The following is a 16,181-nucleotide window of genomic DNA, read 5'->3' as shown; positions in this document are numbered from 1 at the left end:
TTATCATTTCAAAACTGATTTCCCCGTTCATTACCTCTCAATTCATTTCTATTTCTTAACACTATTAAAACAGAGTAAAAATAATTTGTCAAATCTTTGTATATCCTAAATCACAAAACATTATACAAACATTAAGGGTTGCTATATAATAGATTTAGATGATTCTAACCAGAGATTAGGAGGAGACTCTATGCACAAATGTACTTCATGTAACCCAACAGAACTGTTTTACAAAATCCTCATTTCGGGGGAAAGTAATTTAACTCACCTTTCTCAACTTCAGTCTTATCTTAAAAGTAACGGCTTATTGGTAAACGCACGAGAAAATATCATTGTTGTAAGAGAGGCTGCAGTTGCAGGGTTATACGATTATTTCAGCGATGTAATGGAAGTAAAGTCTATTTATTTCAAAGTGGATGGAAGTGACTGGAAACCGATTAATGAAGTAGTTGAATTGCTAGAATTAAAATGGATTGACCAGGTCATACTTAAAAACAACGTCACATTTCACATACAACCAATCGTTACGAAAAGCCAAGAGGTCTTTGCTTTAGAAATGTTGGCCCGATTCCAGGATGATAACGGAATTTCTGTAGCCCCAAGTAATGTATTTACAGCGGCAAAAAAACGAAACCGTACTTATGCGTTAGATCGCGTTTGCAGAATGGCTGCCGTTAGGAACGCCGCTACTATTCATAAGAAAGTGTTCATTAACTTTATTCCAACTTCAATCTACTCTCCAGAACATTGTCTAAGAACAACCGTTCAACTTGCAAATCAGTTGGGTATCCCCTTTTCTCAATTAGTATTTGAAGTAGTTGAGACAGAAAGTGTAGATGATATTGAGCATTTGAAAAAAATATTGAGTTTTTACAGAGATAGGGGTTTACACTACGCGCTTGATGATGTGGGTGCAGGCTTTAGTACAATTGAAGTGCTTGAACAATTAATGCCTAATTATATGAAGTTAGACATGAAATTTGTACAGGGAGTATCTGGTGATTTAACTAAACAGGTAGCTGCTAAAAAGTTTTTATCGGCTGCGTTACAAGTTGGTGCAATCCCTCTTGCTGAAGGGATTGAAAAGAGAGAAGACTTTGAATGGTTGAAAGAGGTCGGATACGAATTATTCCAAGGCTATTTGTTTGGAAAGCCAGCACCTATCACAACAGCTCTAGCTAAATATACTGTTTTGTCGTCGAATACCCCCTTTGTATAACGTTTAAAATACAACACTGTACAAAACGCCAAAAATCTTTATACTTACACAAAGACTCCTAGTTTGTCGAAAGGATGTAATGAACATAATCACTCCAACAGATTCGAATGGAATGTATTTTATACAACAAGTTTCTGACATGACAGGATTATCGAAACAAGTTATCCGCAAGTGGGAAGAACGTTATAATCTTGTACAACCCAATCGATTAGAAAATGGCTATCGTATATATAGTGAATCAGATATCAACTCTCTATTAAACGTGAAGACTCTTTCCGAGCAAGGACATACCATTAAGCGTGCTGTCGAACTTACAAAAGAAAGAGGTAATTTATTAGATACTGTCCCAGATCCAATCCATGCAATTCAACATCAAGAATTGCTCAATGATTATGTCTTTCAGCTTCTAGAAAAAGGATCTCATTGTGATGAATTGGAATTATATCTAGTGTTGCAACAGGCTTATCATTCTTTCGGATTAAACAATTTTTTGACATCCGTTATCGTTCCATTTTTAAATGAGGTCGGGAACAAATGGCACAGGAGGGAATGGAGTGAGTATCATGAGTCTGTCTCAAGTTTGGTCGTACGAGACTTTCTAGTGCAAATTCGTCGTAACTATCAAAGCAGTGACGATGCACCTTTAGTCTTAGGAGCATGCCTGCCTTATGAACGACATGAAATCCCTTTGCACATACTATTATTGCAATTTATGATGAAAGGCTGGAAAACAGTTTTGGTTGGTACCTCTCCTGCTCCCGGCGCTATAGAGTCACTGGTAGAAAAATTGAAGCCAGCAAAAGTACTGCTATCAGCAACGACGACGACTCCTTTTATAAATGATCCAGATTTACTGGAGAGTTTAGATCGGTTTGCCGCTAATAATAAACAAATTGATTTTTACCTAGGCGGCACGGGTGCACTCGACTACGCAACGAACAAAACACTTCAGGCTATCCAAGTCACCAGTTCACTTGAAGAAGCCTTACGCCGATAAAACCGAAAAGAAGGTACCAGCTTCTAACGCTGGTACCTTCAAATCACGGTGTAATCTCTTTTGGTTCCTCACCTTTTTTATTTATCAAACGAATTGAATCAGGTGAAATTTTCAAAATGACAAGATCGGGATCCTCAGGACCACTAAACCATGGTTTCATATGCTTATTCCATACTTTTTCTTTTACACTTTCATCATCAGAAATACTGACAGTACCTTCTATTTCAAGGTATTCGTCACCCATACCTTTTCCTTCATAACCGATTAAGATATGCGTATGTGGATTTGCTTCAAGTTCATCCACTTTCTGCGTTTGTTTTGATGTTGCGGTGTAAAGCGTAAATTCATCACTGAAAAATGTCATGTAACGTGTGTGCGGCTTGTTCTGTTGAACGGTCGCCATCGTTCCTACGAAGCTGTCCTTTAAGATTTTTAGCGCTGTTTCTTTTGCATTCACAAAGATCTACTCCCTTTCTCAATGTTAATGTAGTTTACCTCTTTAAGTAAGAAGCTAAACATCACTAACAGGGATAGATATATATCGGTAATTTGGTATTAGATAATGTGATTAAAATCCACAATTCATATCAATGAAGCAATTTCATAATTGCTTATTTTAATTGAAAACCCTGATATTAACTGAATTTCGTAATTGATTATTCGTTTACATGGATGAGTTCCATTGATTGTAACGTAACAAAAAGGCACCAGCGTGTTGAAAGCTGATACCTCTAGACTATACAGGATTAGACTATTGACAGATTAAGATTTAAACATCCGCAGCCATCCTTTATGTTTGAACAGCAATAACATAGCTATCCCTATTGAAAACATAATGACTAATACATTTATATATCCATAACGCCAAGAAAGTTCAGGCATAAAGTCAAAATTCATACCGTAGACACCGGCAATAAAAGTCAATGGTATAAAAATCGATGAAACAATTGTCAAGATCATCATAATCCGATTCATCTGATTCGAATTTATGGATAATTGACTATCTCTAATATCTGCCGTTAATTCACGATTTGCTTCTAGGATATCACCGAGTCGTAACAAATTATCATAGATATCACTAAAATAGGCTTGTTCATCCACGGATAATTTCAGCGATCCGGAAGTGATCATCCGGTGTAGAAGTTCGCGCATCGGTACGATTGTCCTTCGTAAACGAAGTAAATTGCTGCGGACATCAAATACAGAATCCATGGATAAATGGACGGTGGATGGCGCAAGGCTGTCTTCGATTTCATTTAGATGATCTTCTATTTTAAGAAGTACCGGAAAGTAATCATCGACAACTTTATCGATGATTTGGTGAGTAACAAATATATGACCTTGCTCCCACTTATTCGGGTTCTCAACAATACGTTTCTTGGCATTTTCTAGCTCTTGAATTTTTGTGGAGTGATAGGTAATGACATAATTCATCCCTAGAAAGAGATTCAACTCCTCAGCTTTTAGATTATCATCGCATAAGGAATGCAATACCAAAAATGCGTATTCGTCATAAAAATCCACTTTCGGTCTTTGAAGGCGGTTCAAACAATCTTCGATGGTTAGCGGATGGAAATGAAAAAACGAATCCAATAAGGCGGTTTCTGTATCATCAGGCTGATCAAAGTCAATCCAATACCACTTAAATGCTCGAGTATGTATTTCTGATAACGGAAATTCAAAAATCATCTTATTCTCTATTGTCAGTCCCATTGTCCGAATCAAGTAAACACCTTCTTTCTAACTCTGACGCATCAGCGCTTGAATTCCCCTGTAAGTAGCGCATTATATTCATGCACACACGATTAACACTAGTCCCAATACTACACGTACTTATATGTGCAAGTATAGTATACAAAAGAAATTTATTCTTCTCATCTTTTTTCTGTTTTTATCAAGGGTTTAATTCGTTACATTATTCCCATCCTAGTTGTATGGCGTTCAATATTGTCAGGAGAGTGGGAGGACTAATAATCGATGTAAAGCAACCGATTCTAAACAATCACAAACTAATTGCCTTGGGGATTGCCCTATTGCTGTTGGCCACAGCTGATTCCTTTTTTACCGACTTCGGTATTCAACAAAAGCATATTACGGAAGCAAATCCATTAATGCGTTTTGTCTATGATCGAAGCGTTTGGGGATTCTATGGAATTAAAATTTGTCTGCCGTTTGTGTTGCTGGTTTTATTGGCACGGATTGAAGCGAGAAGGTATTTACAGTTTTTAATGGGATTTAGCCTTCTTCTATATAGTTTGGTCTTATTTCAGCATATTTTGTGGATTTCCTTAGTATTGTAAAATGAAAGATATTGAATTTTATACAAACAGACTAAAAAGTAAATACCACTCAATCTACGTCAATTGAGTGGTATTTACTTTTGTATGTCTTATTTAAGCTGCTGCCTGTAATCCGCGAACTCTTGCTTAAGTGCTTCAACTTCCTCGGGGGCAGCTGGGACTAGCGAACTCCAACCGTGTTGGAACTGTAATTCAAGCAACTTTCGATGTAGTAGAGAAGTCTCTTTCAGCAAATCGAAAAATAATGAATAGAACATATTTTGACCGACTTCATGCATTGCCGTTACGTAGGTGATGTCCAAGCTTTTTTCAGTAGCTAATGCAGCACTGAGTAAATCATGGTCATTGACACCGGCCTTTTGTGAATGCGGTCTCTTTGGATTTTCAATTTTTTTAGAAGATGTCATTGAGCTTGACCTCCATTTTCCGACAAGAAACTTAGCAATTTATCATATTGCGACAAATGCAATTGACCCGCTTCCTCGAATTGACGCTTTAAATCTGGCATCTGACAGTTTTGAGCGGCCTGTCGATATTGTTTCACCGCAAGTAAGTTCGCGCTCAGCAAATTTTGCAAATAGCCTATGTGCAAAGTGGATATCACTTTCGGGGGCTCAAGATAAGAGGGAGGCTCCATTGCTTTGTCTTTTGTTTTGGGTTGTGATTTTTGCTCTTGCTGTTGTTGTTCGGGTGCCTTTGGCTGTGCTGCTTGTGCCGGCTGTCCTGTCTTTGCTGGTTGTTCTGTTTGTACCGGCTGTTCTGCCTGTGTCGGTTGTTCTGTCTGTGCCGGCTGTTCTGCTTGTGCCGGTTGTTCTGCCTGTGTTGGCTGTTCTGTCTGTGTCGGTTGTTCTGTCTGTGCCGGCTGTTCTGCTTGTGTTGGTTGTTCTGTCTGTGCCGGCTGTTCTGTCTGTGTCGGTTGTTCTGTCTGTGCCGGCTTTTCTGCTTGTGTTGGTTGTTCAGTCTGTGCCGGCTGTTCCGTTTGTGTAGGTTGTTCCGCTTGTGTCGGCTGTTCTGTCTGTGTCCGTTGTTCCGCTTGTCCTGTCTGTGCCGGCTTTTCTGTCTGTGTCGATTGTTCTGCTTGTGCCGGCTTTTCTGCTTGTGTCGATTGTCCTGTCTCTGTCGGCTGTTCTGCCTGTGTCGATTGTTCTGCTTGTACCGGTTGTGCGGACTCAGGCTTTGGTTGTTTTTGAATTTGTCTGGACTGTGGTTGTTGTGCTGCCGATTTTTTTATCTGTTCCTCTTGTTGAAGTTGTATTTGAAGTTCAAGTTGCTGCAATTGTATTTGTAGTTGTTTAAGTTGCTGAAGCTGTTGTAGCGACTGTAAAGACTCCACTCTCTTCGCTCCTTTCATGCAATTTGCATGTAGTATGATTCCAGTGATGGAAATTATACGGTATGGATGGAATTTATCATGATGAATGGGAATCGACAATTTATATAATCATGAAAATAACATAGAGTACTACAATTCTATATAATGCGTATCATAGTAAAAAGGAGAAATTTAATGAATCCGTTTTTCTCGATTTGGTCACAACCAAGCAAAACGATTCGCTACATTATTGAGCAAAAATCCATTTTCTATTCGTTCATGCTCATCTCCATTTCTTCTCTCGGAAGCAGCTTCATGGCATTTGCGGATACAGGTCTATTTGCTGAATTGTCATTATCGACCACCATCACATTTATTTTATTTCTGAGTTTATTATCTGGAATCGCTGGATGGGGAATTACGTCATTTGCATATACTTGGTTTGGTAAATTGCTAGGTGGAACAGGAACACCGCAAAAAATGGCACGCGCAATTGGTGCCAGTACAATACCCGCCATTTGGACAGCGCCTATTGGTATTATTGCGGTTTCCTTATACGGCAAGCAGCTTTTTGAGGCACCGAGTAATCTGTTTGGCACGAATATGGATTTCAGTTTTTTCTTTTTGCAAACGTGGATTATAATAGGGATATCTATTTTTGGGATTATTCTCCTCAGTAAAGGAATTGGTATTGTCCATAACTTTTCGGCTTTGCGTGGATTTGGAACAATCATGTTATTTGCCGGTTTCATGTTCGTTATTTCAATCATTATTCTAGGGTCCTTGTTTTCAATACTTCTGTTTATTGGAGTACGGTAAAAAACGTTATGAGGATTTCCAACAAATAATATCGTAGATAGACTGTAATAACTCTAAAAACAGTTGTAAAACGAAATGTTTGCGCTGCATAATGAGAGATTTCTTCACAACTTCTTGTCTGTCTTGACAGTCAATCATTCATGATAAGGTGCATACTTATTATTCAAAAGTCCCACCCCTAAGGACTGTAAAGTCAACATGGACATTAACTTTCATTGTCTTGAACATTTCATCCCACTCTTTTTCCGTCAGGTTGGAGTGACGTAAAGAGCTTCTGTAAAATTCACCAAATCCAAAAACGTCAGAACCAACTTCTTGGCAGTCAGCAAGTACCCTTGAAAATTCCCTTGCCAGGCTCTTACTAATTACTTTTTCTATTTCTTCCTTGTTATGGGCTTCCCCTATTTCAATAGACGGTTTTATTTCTAATAATCTTGCTTGCATTGAAATGCGTAAATCAATTTCAGGAGTTGTTGGATCGACTAATTTTAAATCTTTATGTGTTGTAAGTGGATCGAATACCAAATTGATTTTATCAGGGGGATTCTTCAGTAATGATGATGGTACATCATGGCCTTTTATTTGTAACTCATATGTTCCAGCATGAAAATCATCCCGACTTAGGTTCACGTAAAAACTATCATCAACAGAAAGTTTTCCAATCATTTTGTCCTTTTTAAACAATGCAATTCCGGAAACCATCACCAACTCCGCTTCTCTTTTTATGATGGGCATCGCAATGTCTCTGCCTACGGAATAATAATCATGGGCTACTTCATGAAGTGTGGATGAAACAACCTCCTCACTTTCAATGTTTTGATTTAGCATTTTAAAAATATGTTCTCCAATGTCATCGATATTTGGGTATTTGTATTCAAGTAAAGTCTTTGACTCGCCCTCAACAACTGCCAAAAGCGTTCCCCCACTAACTGCAGGATTTCTCAACATGGCATCAATGTAATGACCAATACCTTCTTTCGTAAACTCATCGCCAAATAAGACGCTCCTCAATTGTCCTGACAGAATCTTCTCAGCTGCCCTGTGATTGATTTCTACACGTGTCCCTTGACTCGTTTCGTTTTCAGCTGTAATAATGGTCACTTTACTTTGTAATTCCGTACTCACATGGCGAACAACCGCTGTAGTCTCCACTTCTTTCTCTTTACCAAAATCATAGCCAATTAATGTGGTTAAACCAATCCTCTCAAGGAGTTTCGTTTCTGCGCATCCGACCAATCCAGTGCACAGAAATAGCAGTAGTAAAAGAAAACAAAACTTTTTCAATCTGTTTCCTCCTTACGTGGTTTAAATTTATTTTTAGCCGCCGCAAATACATACAAAATAATCGGATAAACAAAAACAATATAAAACGCTATCTGTCCATAGTAGTCATTAAATGTATTTATTTGGGTCCGGCTTTTAAAACTTATACTTACAAGTAAGATGATGAATGAAAATATCCAGACAAACTTATTTGCACTTACCTTTATCAGTCGTCTAGTCCCGCGAAAAGCAGCCCATAAAAACAGACAAAGGTTAGGCAACATAATCAACATCCAAAAACAAACTGCTATATATTCAAATCGTTCAATGAACGGAAATTTAACAACACTGAATAAAGACAACGTCGCCCAAATCGTTTTCGATAATTGCTCACCGCTATAGTAAGTCAGCGAAACCAGCATGACCGCGGAGTAAATCAAGGTCGTCACTAACAAACCAAGATGAATATACTTTTTCGCATTCTTTTTATCCTTAACAAAAGGATAGATCACATATAATATTTCAAATCCTACAATCGTAAAGGTCATGGACTGTACACCTTTTAGTATCCCGCTTATATTGCTCTCCAATATGGGAAGAAGGCTTCTCGGCTCCATAAACTTCGCCGGATAAACCAACATCGGGATTAGCCAAATAGAAAGTACAAAACTAAAAAAAGAAACGCCAACGATTACACGTAGACCACCCGTAAACGAGTAAATCACGACCAACAACAAGGAAGCCGCAAGAAACCAAGTCTGCAAATCGGAAAAAACCCATGTTTGAACGACTTCAATATAGTTCCTAAAAACGGCGAAAAATGCAGCTGTAGAATACGTAATATAAATAATATTAAAAAGGTTCCCTATCCATTTGCCGAATACATCTTGGTGAATACCATACAAATCATTTGAACCGTATAGTTCCAATGTTTTAAGCATAAAAATTGCGATAATATGTGTGGCGAGACCTGCAAGTAGTACAGCTATCCATGCATCTTGTTTTGCATCCTGATAGATGATCCGCTGAAATCCATGTATCCCGACCCCGATTTGCGCGGTATGAATGATGAAAAAAAGTAGAAAAGCATTAAATGTATCAGCTTGACCAATTTGCATCGAATTTTTCACTTATTTCACCTTCTGTTCATTTTTCTCAGGATTTATGGGTTCCGGTACATATTTGTCTTCATCCTCCGGTCTTGTATTTGAAAGTCTCTTAAATATAAATGGCAAAGGCAATCTGACAAGGCTATCCCGCCAATCAATCAGTCTAGGTGGGTAAAAAGGGGCTGTATACGGCGAACCCAAACTTGATTGACGCAACAGGTGTATTAGGATAAAACAAAGCCCCAGCATAATGCCGTAAAAGCCCCAAAGTCCTGCTAATACTATTAATGGAAACCGAATGACCCTGATGACATTCCCCATCATATAACTTGGTGTCGTGAAGGATGCCAACGCCCCCAAGGCGACAATAATAATTAAAATATTACTTGTGACTCCTGCTTGCACAGCTGCTGTCCCGATGACGATACCACCAACAATACCGATGGTTTGACCAACTTTCGTCGGTAATCTGGCTCCTGCTTCTCTAAGCAGTTCAATAATAAATTCTAAAAGTAGGGCTTCCAATAATGGAGGAAAAGGAACCAACGCCCTTGATTCACTCAGCGGGACTAAGAGCGCTTGGGGAATGACTTCGTAATGAAATGTTAATGTCGCTACATATAAAGGAGATAAAAAAACAGAAAGGACGATTGCACTAAATCTTAGTAAACGGGCAAATGTAGCAATCGGCCATCGTAGATTCTGATCTTCCTGACTTTGGAAAAACTCAAGAAATGAGTGTGGGCAAACGATTGCATGGGAACTACCATCCACGATGATCCCCAATTTCCCATTCAAAAGTTCAGCACTAAGCTTGTCCGGTCTTTCTGTTAGTAGCATTTTGGGAAAAATCGATAGCGAATTGTCGTCTATCAATTGTTCAAGAATCGAGCTATCCATTACAGCATCAACCTTAAGGTCGGTGATCCTTTGTCGTAGCGTATTTACCATTTCATCGGAAGCAACGCCTTTAATGTATAACATTGCGATCGCTGTCTTCGATTGTTTTCCAATTTCTAATTTTTCATTGCACAGGTTTGGATTTTTTATATACCTCCGAATCAAGGAAACATTCGTTGACAGTCTTTCATTAAAACCGACCTGGGAACCGATAACTTGGGATTCATTTTCCGGCGTTGATAAAGCCCGCGCTTCATTTGTGGGGATATTGGCCAATACGACTTGTGAGTATCCCTCCACATGAATAAGTACAGTCCCATCCATCATCGCAATAACGGCTTTCTCGAGTTCATCCGCCAATTTCACCTGAGGTATTGTAAGGATGGATGTAATGATTTCAGGTGTGACAAGTGTATACTTCAATAGATCTTGAAGAATATGATTATTTAACGTCGGGATATCCACTAGATTATCTATATAGATGATCGTGAGATTCGAAGGTAACGATTTAGTGATTAAGTCAGATGTATTGTGAGTGGCTTCTTTTATCGACTGGATGAAAATATCACCTGAGGTTGAAATCATTGTTTGTTTTTCTTCTGTGCTTTCTTCACTCACAACCGTTGCCTGTTTTTTTCCGGAAGATTGTTTAGACTTTTTGTTAAACAGTAGTCTCACCTCGTTTGTATCTTTGTTCCTAGAATTGGCTTTAAAGGGAGGATCTATACCCCCGAATACAGTCAGCGATAAAGTGCCGGACAAGTCTTCGAACAAGGCATTTCACCTATAGTACAGAACTAATGAGTGTATAATAAAGCGTAGATTTAAATCCGCAGCGAGGTGAAAAGCATGATTGATAATGTAGTCTTGAATGAAGTGTCTATTGCTATAACTAATTACCATGAGGAACTTACTTTTGATACAACTGTTAATAAAGAACTGAGGAAAATCGGGTTTGATTTTAAAGTTACAAGTACCGACTATCATAAGATCACCACATTGCTGTACGAGATGGAGTTCCAAGTGAAAGTGCCAGGAAAAGATCTTGTATTTCCAGCAATGATTCATTCCTATTCGACTTCAATTACGAATTTATATAAGGAAAATGAAGTGGGCGATTTTAAGTTGGTTTTACTAGAGAAAGTTTGATATCACTCATCGAACACATACACTAGTTGGTTTTCCATCTGTTGTATGTGTTTAGTTATGCCTGTATAGTGGTACAAAATAGATAAAGACAATTTACTAGTTTGGATTGGGGATGAAATGTGAATGGAAATACTTTTATACGCAAGCGCTATTATTGCGGCCTTATCCTTGCTGCTCATTGCAGTTTTTGTTGTCATTACTTTGAAAAGCGCAAAACAGACGATAGGAGAAGTTTCAGAGACTCTGAAACGGGTCGAGACGAAACTTGGCGGAATTACCGAAAAGTCTGAGCAGTTGATGGAAAAGACGAATCGAATTGCTGAAGACGCGGAAAACAAACTACAAACCTTGAACAGCTTGTCACTTTCCGCGAAAAACCTCGGAGAGTCCACTGAGCATATGAACAAATCGATTCGTGCCATTTCAGATGAAGTCGCAGCACCTCCTGAAAAGTATCAAGACTTCATGGAAAAAGCGTCTATACTGACTGAAACTGCAGCACGTGTCTATTACCGCTTCCAGCGTGAAAAACAGAATACCGAATCGGGTGAGGTTGAGGCTAGACCAAAACGTTTGCCGATGCCGCAACAAAAGAATAAGTCATAAACTTAAAAACGGGGTGAGTGAATATGGATTGGTTAGGTATTGGTGTACTCATTATCGGAATCGCATTTGCTGTACTGGTCATTTTTCTCTTGAAACCGATTAATAAGTTGTCGGATGTGCTTGCAAGTCTCCAACAGACGACAGATCGTTTGCCCGAGGTGCTCGACGATGTGACACATCAAGCTTCGGATATCCTTCAAACAAGTAATGCGACACTCAGTAATGTCAACGAACAAGTGAATGAAATAAGCCCACTTTTCCATATCGTTGGTGATGCAGGGGAAGCGTCAAGAAAACTCACAACAGCCGCCCTTGCTAAAACAAACTTATTAAAACAACAGACCGGCGGTGCAAAAGAGTTTGTTAGACGCGAAAAGTATGAAGGTATCTATGGGCTTCTATCATTTTTATTTTTTCTATCACAGAGGCGAAAAGAGATTAAAGAAACAATGCCCATTACAAAATCAAGGTAAACAATAAAAAATCGTGTGGAAGGAATTCTTTCCTTCCACACGATTTTTATTTTTTATGTTGCATCTTCACTGATGAATTTTCCACTTCTTGCAGCTTCTCTCGCTTCGGCCTTCATTCTATCAATATCAAAAGTACGTTTCTCACCTTCCGTATACAAATTCCTTGCATGCCTCGCACCTGTTCCTTTTTTAGCATCCTTGCTTTTTCGCATGGCATAAAATCCAAGAGCAGCCGTACCGTATAATCCACCTAATCGCTTATCCTGTTGACCAAGGTCAGCTCCGCCCATCTTATCTTTTGCAGAAGCCGTCAAATCGACAAGTGATGATGACAGTATTCTTGTAGACTCACCTACATCTCCAACGATATGGAACAATGGCGTCAGCGTTCCCAGTTTTTCATTGACATCGGCAAGTGTATTGTTACTATTATGGATCAAATTCCCCGTCTCATGTAAAATACTATCCAATTGATTCGGAAGTTGTTCAATTGTTTTATCAACTCCACTTAGTATAGATGAAAAATTATTCAATACGCGTGCTACAAAAATTGCCAACACCAATAATGCGATACCTATCAGCAATACGCCGATTCCTGTTAAATCCATGTTCATCCCTCATTTCAAAATTGTTTTGATGAAGCACTCTTTCCGCGCTTCCAGGAGTTGAATAGGCCTGATGCAAATTCAGAAAACTGAATGATTCGTACGAAAGGTTTCGTGCCTGGTAAGGATGTGTCTTCGGAATAACGTTTTGTTCTTCCAGCTAATTCATCACTCATGAGCGACGTTGAATCGCCTACATGTTTGGCTGTGTAGAAAATACTATTTAATGCTAGTGATTTTGCTTCGATGTCTGTTGCTGTTAGATTTGTTTCTGTAATCGTTTGTTCCAATTCACTGATTGTCTTGTCTAGTTTTGATTCCATATTACTGATTGTTTGTCCGACGGAACCAATGACGCCCGATACGCTCATAAGCAATTTAGCAATGAATACTGCAACGATTGCAAATGCGACCGCCATGAGAAATACGCCAATATGTATGAAAGTCATTTACCAACAACTCCTCCCTACTCGTCTTATACCACTAAAACATAGTCTGTGAAACATGAATACGCCCAACTAAAAATTCTTTGTTGCGATCCATTAGATTATTCTTTTACAATGAAGAAATGTCTTAATTATAAATACTACTCATTTGAATTAAAACAAACTATCTCCCAAGTATGTCCATCCAGGTCTTGAAAATGTCCAGTATAGCCCCAATCAAATTTCGTTGGCTGATTAGGTAGAAGTGTTCCACCTGCTGTTATAGCCCTTTTTAAGATTGAATCTACTTCTTCTTCACTATTAGCTGCAATGCTAAGGATAAATTCCGAAGACTTTTTGTAAGTGTTCGTTTGATTTGCTAACACCTCTAGCTTTGAACGCGAATAAAGTACCAATGATAAATTGTCTTGCATTTCAAACAGAATATGGTCTTCTCCATCATCTATCCCTTGCGTCGGCAAACCCAATACATCCTTATAAAAGGATACAGACTTCACTAAATCATCCACGGCAAGTGTAATTATATTAATTTTCGGTCTCATCTAATCCCCTCCTACATTTACTGATTTGGATAGGTTTCTTTGGTAATCCGTAGTGATTCTTTGATTAACATCTTTAATATATCAACTTTAATATCAGCTACTTTATTGATGTAGACACATGATTTTCCTGTTGTATGTTTACCAAAATCCTTCAATAAATCTACTCGTTTTGGGAATTCTGGTTCAAAGTACAAACTAATTTTGGCTTTTCGAGGAGAAAAACCGGCTAACGGCGCATCTCCTTCATGACCAGATTCATATTTATAGTGATAGGAACCAAATCCAATAATACTAGGGCCATACATCTTTGGTTTGAAACCTGTTGTTTCAGTAAATATATCTAACAATCTATATGCATCTTCACGTTTTTTAAGGTTTTCGATATTTTCTATGAACTCAATAACACTATTGTCATTTTCTTTTGTTTTTAGTTCGTACATAATGCTAATCACTCCTGTTCTAAATGAAATTTCAATTAGCTCGACAAATCTTGTTCAGTTCCATATGTTCAGATTAAATACGAATGCATCGTAACACGTTTGTTTTTTCTTCTTTAAGTTCCTATACTTAAAGAGCACGTATAGGAGGTTGTTAACATTGAGTAATGGCTGTTCATCAATAGTTGTTAAGAAGAATATAAATACAGTTTGGAATGCGATTGCTAACGACAAGGAATTTTCAATCTGGTACGCTCCAGGATCCAATTGGGTTATTCCAATTTTGACAGCTGGAGAACAAGCGGTTTTCACATTAATGCCGAGCTTATATAACGACCTTAAAGAAGGGGAAAGCATGCCCATGACCTTCACAATAAAAGAAGTCATCCCAAATCAAAAATTTTCTTATTACTGGGATTCAAATCAAATACTGTTTACCATTGAGTTAATCACTGAACTGGACGGAACGCGTGTACAATTCAATCAAGAAGGATTCAATGACTCATTGGAAAACCTAAATGCATATTTAGAAGGTAGAGAACTTCCCTATTCTTGATTTGCAATATGCCGCCCGCCATGTGTTTAGGTACTAGTTCTAGTGTGAACTCAGCTAACAGTTCCTCACACTAGACTCTTCATTTCCACACAGTCATATATTTCTTACGGTATTTGATATCTTCTTCTGTTTCTATCAAATCCATTGCTATTTTTTTAATTTCTTCATCTTTTAATTCATCATATAAATTTTTCAACCCTTGAATGATATCAAACCGAATCAAGGTGTAATGTTTTTCATCCGCACCGTTTTGAAAGCGATCGACTAAATGATGCATCAACAGCTCTTTTTGTTCCATTCCAGCCAAGCCCACTTTCCATATCGATTGCAGGCTATGTCGAGCTGTAACAAATTTTGGATCCTGTGTCACTTCCCACAGTGCTGGAAAGTCGCTTAGTATGCGTTTTTCAGGATCACTTTTCGCTAGACCCGCTAGGAACTGTGCTGCCCTAGATCTTCGATGATTATCGGAATCCGTCAACCAATCCCTTAATTGATCCCAAACCTCATAAGCCCACTCCACTTCTTCTTTAATAACTGCAATAATTGTAGTAAATGCTTCATATTGTACCTCTTTATCCTTTGCTTCCAGGTTTGCAAAGTAGGTTCGGATTGCACTGTCCACTTTCTACAACTCCCTCTATATAAAATAAGTAGTAAGGGTAACACTATATAAATCATAATTCGAATTCTTTAACCCCATTTAAAGCCCCATTGACATATGTTCGCTCGATGAAAGTAATACTATGATCATGACCTATGAGTAAGACTGAGGAAGAACGGGTTCCATAGTTTAGTGTTTTGATGAACAGTGGTGACAGTTGCCGTTCAAGGTCCAAGCCTACCCCGGTATTCGGCAGTAGTGCATCTGGCGCGACGTCAGCATCAGATATGATATCGAAAAGAACATCTGTGTTAACGATTTCATGTGCCAATACATAATCCCGAAGCTTAGTCCTCCCTTTCACCACTTTCGGCCACGCCGTATTCAGAAACTGATTGCTCAAACCATGTGTTCCTTCAGATATTTTCGTGGTTTCTGCTTGCTTATTGGAAAAGTAGTATAAAGAATCAAAATCGCCGACGAGAATATTAAATCCTGCATAATCGTCTTTCTTCCTCTTCAATGTTTCAAGGTATTCTTCAGGCGACACTGTTTCTGCTAAGAAGTTAGCGACGATATCGCCTCGAGATTGTTTGTCAATACTGACTTCCAGTGGGTCTCGGTAATTCGTCAATGCAGCAAATCGCCCTGATTTCGTTACACCAAGCCAAGTTCCCCCGTGCAACAAATCACGTCCTGCCAATATATCAGGTTTGTCTGTCCAGAAATCTGCCGAGGCAGTCGGACGCTCATAAAACTCATCCCGGTTCGCGGCGACAATCAATTTGTAAGTCGGATGTTCATTGTAATGAAAATTAATCAGACACACTTTTTCTACACCCCT

21 protein-coding genes are annotated in these 16,181 nt (G+C 38.6%); 8 read left to right on the top strand and 13 right to left on the bottom strand.

The window, feature by feature from the left end; translation table 11 throughout:
- The first annotated feature begins 190 nt into the window (after window positions 1–190).
- Entirely contained in the window at window positions 191–1,219 is a 1,029-nt protein-coding gene (locus AC25Y5_RS00325) for an EAL domain-containing protein (RefSeq protein ID WP_488138581.1), read from the top strand.
- A gap of 79 nt (window positions 1,220–1,298) precedes the next feature.
- Window positions 1,299–2,216, top strand: coding sequence for a MerR family transcriptional regulator (locus tag AC25Y5_RS00320; protein WP_488138580.1), 918 nt, complete (start codon window positions 1,299–1,301; stop codon window positions 2,214–2,216).
- A 43-nt stretch (window positions 2,217–2,259) separates the two neighbouring features.
- Here the strand turns inward: AC25Y5_RS00320 and AC25Y5_RS00315 are convergent, their stop codons facing one another.
- Together AC25Y5_RS00315 and corA are read right to left on the bottom strand one after the other, a co-directional pair.
- On the bottom strand, window positions 2,260–2,673 hold the full coding sequence (locus AC25Y5_RS00315; protein WP_488138579.1) for a pyridoxamine 5'-phosphate oxidase family protein: 414 nt from the start codon (window positions 2,671–2,673) through the stop codon (window positions 2,260–2,262).
- Between the two features lie 305 nt (window positions 2,674–2,978).
- On the bottom strand, window positions 2,979–3,941 hold the full coding sequence (gene corA, locus AC25Y5_RS00310; protein WP_488138578.1) for a magnesium/cobalt transporter CorA: 963 nt from the start codon (window positions 3,939–3,941) through the stop codon (window positions 2,979–2,981).
- 233 nt (window positions 3,942–4,174) lie between these two features.
- On the opposite strand from corA, the gene AC25Y5_RS00305 reads away from it, so the two are divergent.
- On the top strand, window positions 4,175–4,516 hold the full coding sequence (locus AC25Y5_RS00305; protein WP_488138577.1) for a DUF5658 family protein: 342 nt from the start codon (window positions 4,175–4,177) through the stop codon (window positions 4,514–4,516).
- Window positions 4,517–4,605: 89 nt separating this feature from the next.
- Here AC25Y5_RS00305 and AC25Y5_RS00300 read toward each other — a convergent pair whose 3' ends face one another.
- Both AC25Y5_RS00300 and AC25Y5_RS00295 read right to left on the bottom strand, forming a co-directional pair.
- Window positions 4,606–4,923 carry a spore coat protein gene (locus AC25Y5_RS00300; protein ID WP_482105582.1) on the bottom strand — a complete coding sequence of 106 codons (318 nt, stop codon included), beginning with the start codon at window positions 4,921–4,923 and terminating at the stop codon, window positions 4,606–4,608.
- Entirely contained in the window at window positions 4,920–5,849 is a 930-nt protein-coding gene (locus AC25Y5_RS00295) for a ferritin family protein (RefSeq protein WP_488138576.1), read from the bottom strand. The genes AC25Y5_RS00300 and AC25Y5_RS00295 overlap by 4 nt, the downstream gene beginning before the upstream one ends.
- Window positions 5,850–6,023: 174 nt before the next feature.
- Between AC25Y5_RS00295 and AC25Y5_RS00290 the strand changes: the two genes are divergently transcribed.
- The gene (locus AC25Y5_RS00290; protein ID WP_488138575.1) at window positions 6,024–6,647 is read left to right on the top strand and encodes a YIP1 family protein; all 624 of its coding nucleotides are present in this window, start codon (window positions 6,024–6,026) and stop codon (window positions 6,645–6,647) included.
- Window positions 6,648–6,806: 159 nt separating this feature from the next.
- On the opposite strand, the gene AC25Y5_RS00285 is transcribed toward AC25Y5_RS00290, so the two are convergent.
- The 3 genes from AC25Y5_RS00285 to AC25Y5_RS00275 are packed head-to-tail and all read right to left on the bottom strand — an operon-like array spanning window position 6,807 to window position 10,597.
- Window positions 6,807–7,931: a Ger(x)C family spore germination protein gene (locus AC25Y5_RS00285; protein ID WP_488138574.1), complete on the bottom strand. Its 1,125-nt coding sequence runs from the start codon at window positions 7,929–7,931 to the stop codon at window positions 6,807–6,809.
- Window positions 7,928–9,040, bottom strand: a complete 1,113-nt coding sequence (locus AC25Y5_RS00280; RefSeq protein ID WP_488138573.1) for a GerAB/ArcD/ProY family transporter — start codon at window positions 9,038–9,040, stop codon at window positions 7,928–7,930. Before AC25Y5_RS00280 ends, AC25Y5_RS00285 begins: the two co-directional genes overlap by 4 nt.
- On the bottom strand, window positions 9,041–10,597 hold the full coding sequence (locus AC25Y5_RS00275) for a spore germination protein (protein ID WP_488138903.1): 1,557 nt from the start codon (window positions 10,595–10,597) through the stop codon (window positions 9,041–9,043).
- A 171-nt stretch (window positions 10,598–10,768) separates the two neighbouring features.
- Between AC25Y5_RS00275 and AC25Y5_RS00270 the strand changes: the two genes are divergently transcribed.
- From AC25Y5_RS00270 to AC25Y5_RS00260, 3 genes are all read left to right on the top strand, one after another.
- A complete protein-coding gene (locus tag AC25Y5_RS00270) occupies window positions 10,769–11,068 on the top strand; it encodes a DUF3219 family protein (protein ID WP_488138572.1) in 300 nt (99 codons plus the stop codon).
- Window positions 11,069–11,191: 123 nt separating this feature from the next.
- Window positions 11,192–11,674 (top strand): DUF948 domain-containing protein, encoded by a 483-nt coding sequence (locus AC25Y5_RS00265; protein ID WP_488138571.1) that lies wholly within the window; start codon window positions 11,192–11,194, stop codon window positions 11,672–11,674.
- 23 nt (window positions 11,675–11,697) lie between these two features.
- Complete coding sequence (locus tag AC25Y5_RS00260; RefSeq protein WP_488138570.1) at window positions 11,698–12,147, top strand: DUF948 domain-containing protein; 450 nt, start codon at window positions 11,698–11,700, stop codon at window positions 12,145–12,147.
- A 53-nt stretch (window positions 12,148–12,200) separates the two neighbouring features.
- On the opposite strand, the gene AC25Y5_RS00255 is transcribed toward AC25Y5_RS00260, so the two are convergent.
- The 4 genes from AC25Y5_RS00255 to AC25Y5_RS00240 form a co-directional block, all read right to left on the bottom strand.
- Entirely contained in the window at window positions 12,201–12,755 is a 555-nt protein-coding gene (locus AC25Y5_RS00255; protein WP_488138569.1) for a DUF948 domain-containing protein, read from the bottom strand.
- Window positions 12,756–12,769: 14 nt separating this feature from the next.
- A complete protein-coding gene (locus AC25Y5_RS00250) occupies window positions 12,770–13,201 on the bottom strand; it encodes a DUF948 domain-containing protein (protein ID WP_488138568.1) in 432 nt (143 codons plus the stop codon).
- 137 nt (window positions 13,202–13,338) lie between these two features.
- The gene (locus AC25Y5_RS00245) at window positions 13,339–13,740 is read right to left on the bottom strand and encodes a VOC family protein (RefSeq protein WP_488138567.1); all 402 of its coding nucleotides are present in this window, start codon (window positions 13,738–13,740) and stop codon (window positions 13,339–13,341) included.
- A 17-nt stretch (window positions 13,741–13,757) separates the two neighbouring features.
- Window positions 13,758–14,180 carry a DUF1801 domain-containing protein gene (locus AC25Y5_RS00240; protein ID WP_488138566.1) on the bottom strand — a complete coding sequence of 141 codons (423 nt, stop codon included), beginning with the start codon at window positions 14,178–14,180 and terminating at the stop codon, window positions 13,758–13,760.
- Between the two features lie 157 nt (window positions 14,181–14,337).
- Between AC25Y5_RS00240 and AC25Y5_RS00235 the strand changes: the two genes are divergently transcribed.
- Window positions 14,338–14,733 carry an SRPBCC family protein gene (locus AC25Y5_RS00235; protein WP_488138565.1) on the top strand — a complete coding sequence of 132 codons (396 nt, stop codon included), beginning with the start codon at window positions 14,338–14,340 and terminating at the stop codon, window positions 14,731–14,733.
- Window positions 14,734–14,812: 79 nt separating this feature from the next.
- Here AC25Y5_RS00235 and AC25Y5_RS00230 read toward each other — a convergent pair whose 3' ends face one another.
- Together AC25Y5_RS00230 and AC25Y5_RS00225 are read right to left on the bottom strand one after the other, a co-directional pair.
- On the bottom strand, window positions 14,813–15,358 hold the full coding sequence (locus AC25Y5_RS00230) for a hypothetical protein (protein WP_488138564.1): 546 nt from the start codon (window positions 15,356–15,358) through the stop codon (window positions 14,813–14,815).
- A gap of 52 nt (window positions 15,359–15,410) precedes the next feature.
- A complete protein-coding gene (locus tag AC25Y5_RS00225; RefSeq protein ID WP_488138563.1) occupies window positions 15,411–16,166 on the bottom strand; it encodes an NRDE family protein in 756 nt (251 codons plus the stop codon).
- Window positions 16,167–16,181: the final 15 nt, after the last annotated feature.

The sequence above is a fragment of the Sporosarcina sp. Y1011 genome, from assembly GCF_057669885.1.
The sequence above is the reverse complement of the archived record's forward strand: the minus strand, read 5'-3'. Positions and strand labels throughout refer to the sequence as shown.

What these genes read in the sequence shown, in the direction of transcription:
- AC25Y5_RS00320 (WP_488138580.1), top strand. Translation starts at nt 1,299, where the DNA reads ATGAACATAATCACTCCAACAGATTCGAATGGAATGTATTTTATACAA.
- AC25Y5_RS00240 (WP_488138566.1), bottom strand. Translation starts at nt 14,180, where the DNA reads ATGTACGAACTAAAAACAAAAGAAAATGACAATAGTGTTATTGAGTTC.
- AC25Y5_RS00245 (WP_488138567.1), bottom strand. Translation starts at nt 13,740, where the DNA reads ATGAGACCGAAAATTAATATAATTACACTTGCCGTGGATGATTTAGTG.
- AC25Y5_RS00250 (WP_488138568.1), bottom strand. Translation starts at nt 13,201, where the DNA reads ATGACTTTCATACATATTGGCGTATTTCTCATGGCGGTCGCATTTGCA.
- AC25Y5_RS00265 (WP_488138571.1), top strand. Translation starts at nt 11,192, where the DNA reads ATGGAAATACTTTTATACGCAAGCGCTATTATTGCGGCCTTATCCTTG.
- AC25Y5_RS00260 (WP_488138570.1), top strand. Translation starts at nt 11,698, where the DNA reads ATGGATTGGTTAGGTATTGGTGTACTCATTATCGGAATCGCATTTGCT.
- AC25Y5_RS00300 (WP_482105582.1), bottom strand. Translation starts at nt 4,923, where the DNA reads ATGACATCTTCTAAAAAAATTGAAAATCCAAAGAGACCGCATTCACAA.
- AC25Y5_RS00255 (WP_488138569.1), bottom strand. Translation starts at nt 12,755, where the DNA reads ATGGATTTAACAGGAATCGGCGTATTGCTGATAGGTATCGCATTATTG.
- AC25Y5_RS00325 (WP_488138581.1), top strand. Translation starts at nt 191, where the DNA reads ATGCACAAATGTACTTCATGTAACCCAACAGAACTGTTTTACAAAATC.
- AC25Y5_RS00270 (WP_488138572.1), top strand. Translation starts at nt 10,769, where the DNA reads ATGATTGATAATGTAGTCTTGAATGAAGTGTCTATTGCTATAACTAAT.
- AC25Y5_RS00290 (WP_488138575.1), top strand. Translation starts at nt 6,024, where the DNA reads ATGAATCCGTTTTTCTCGATTTGGTCACAACCAAGCAAAACGATTCGC.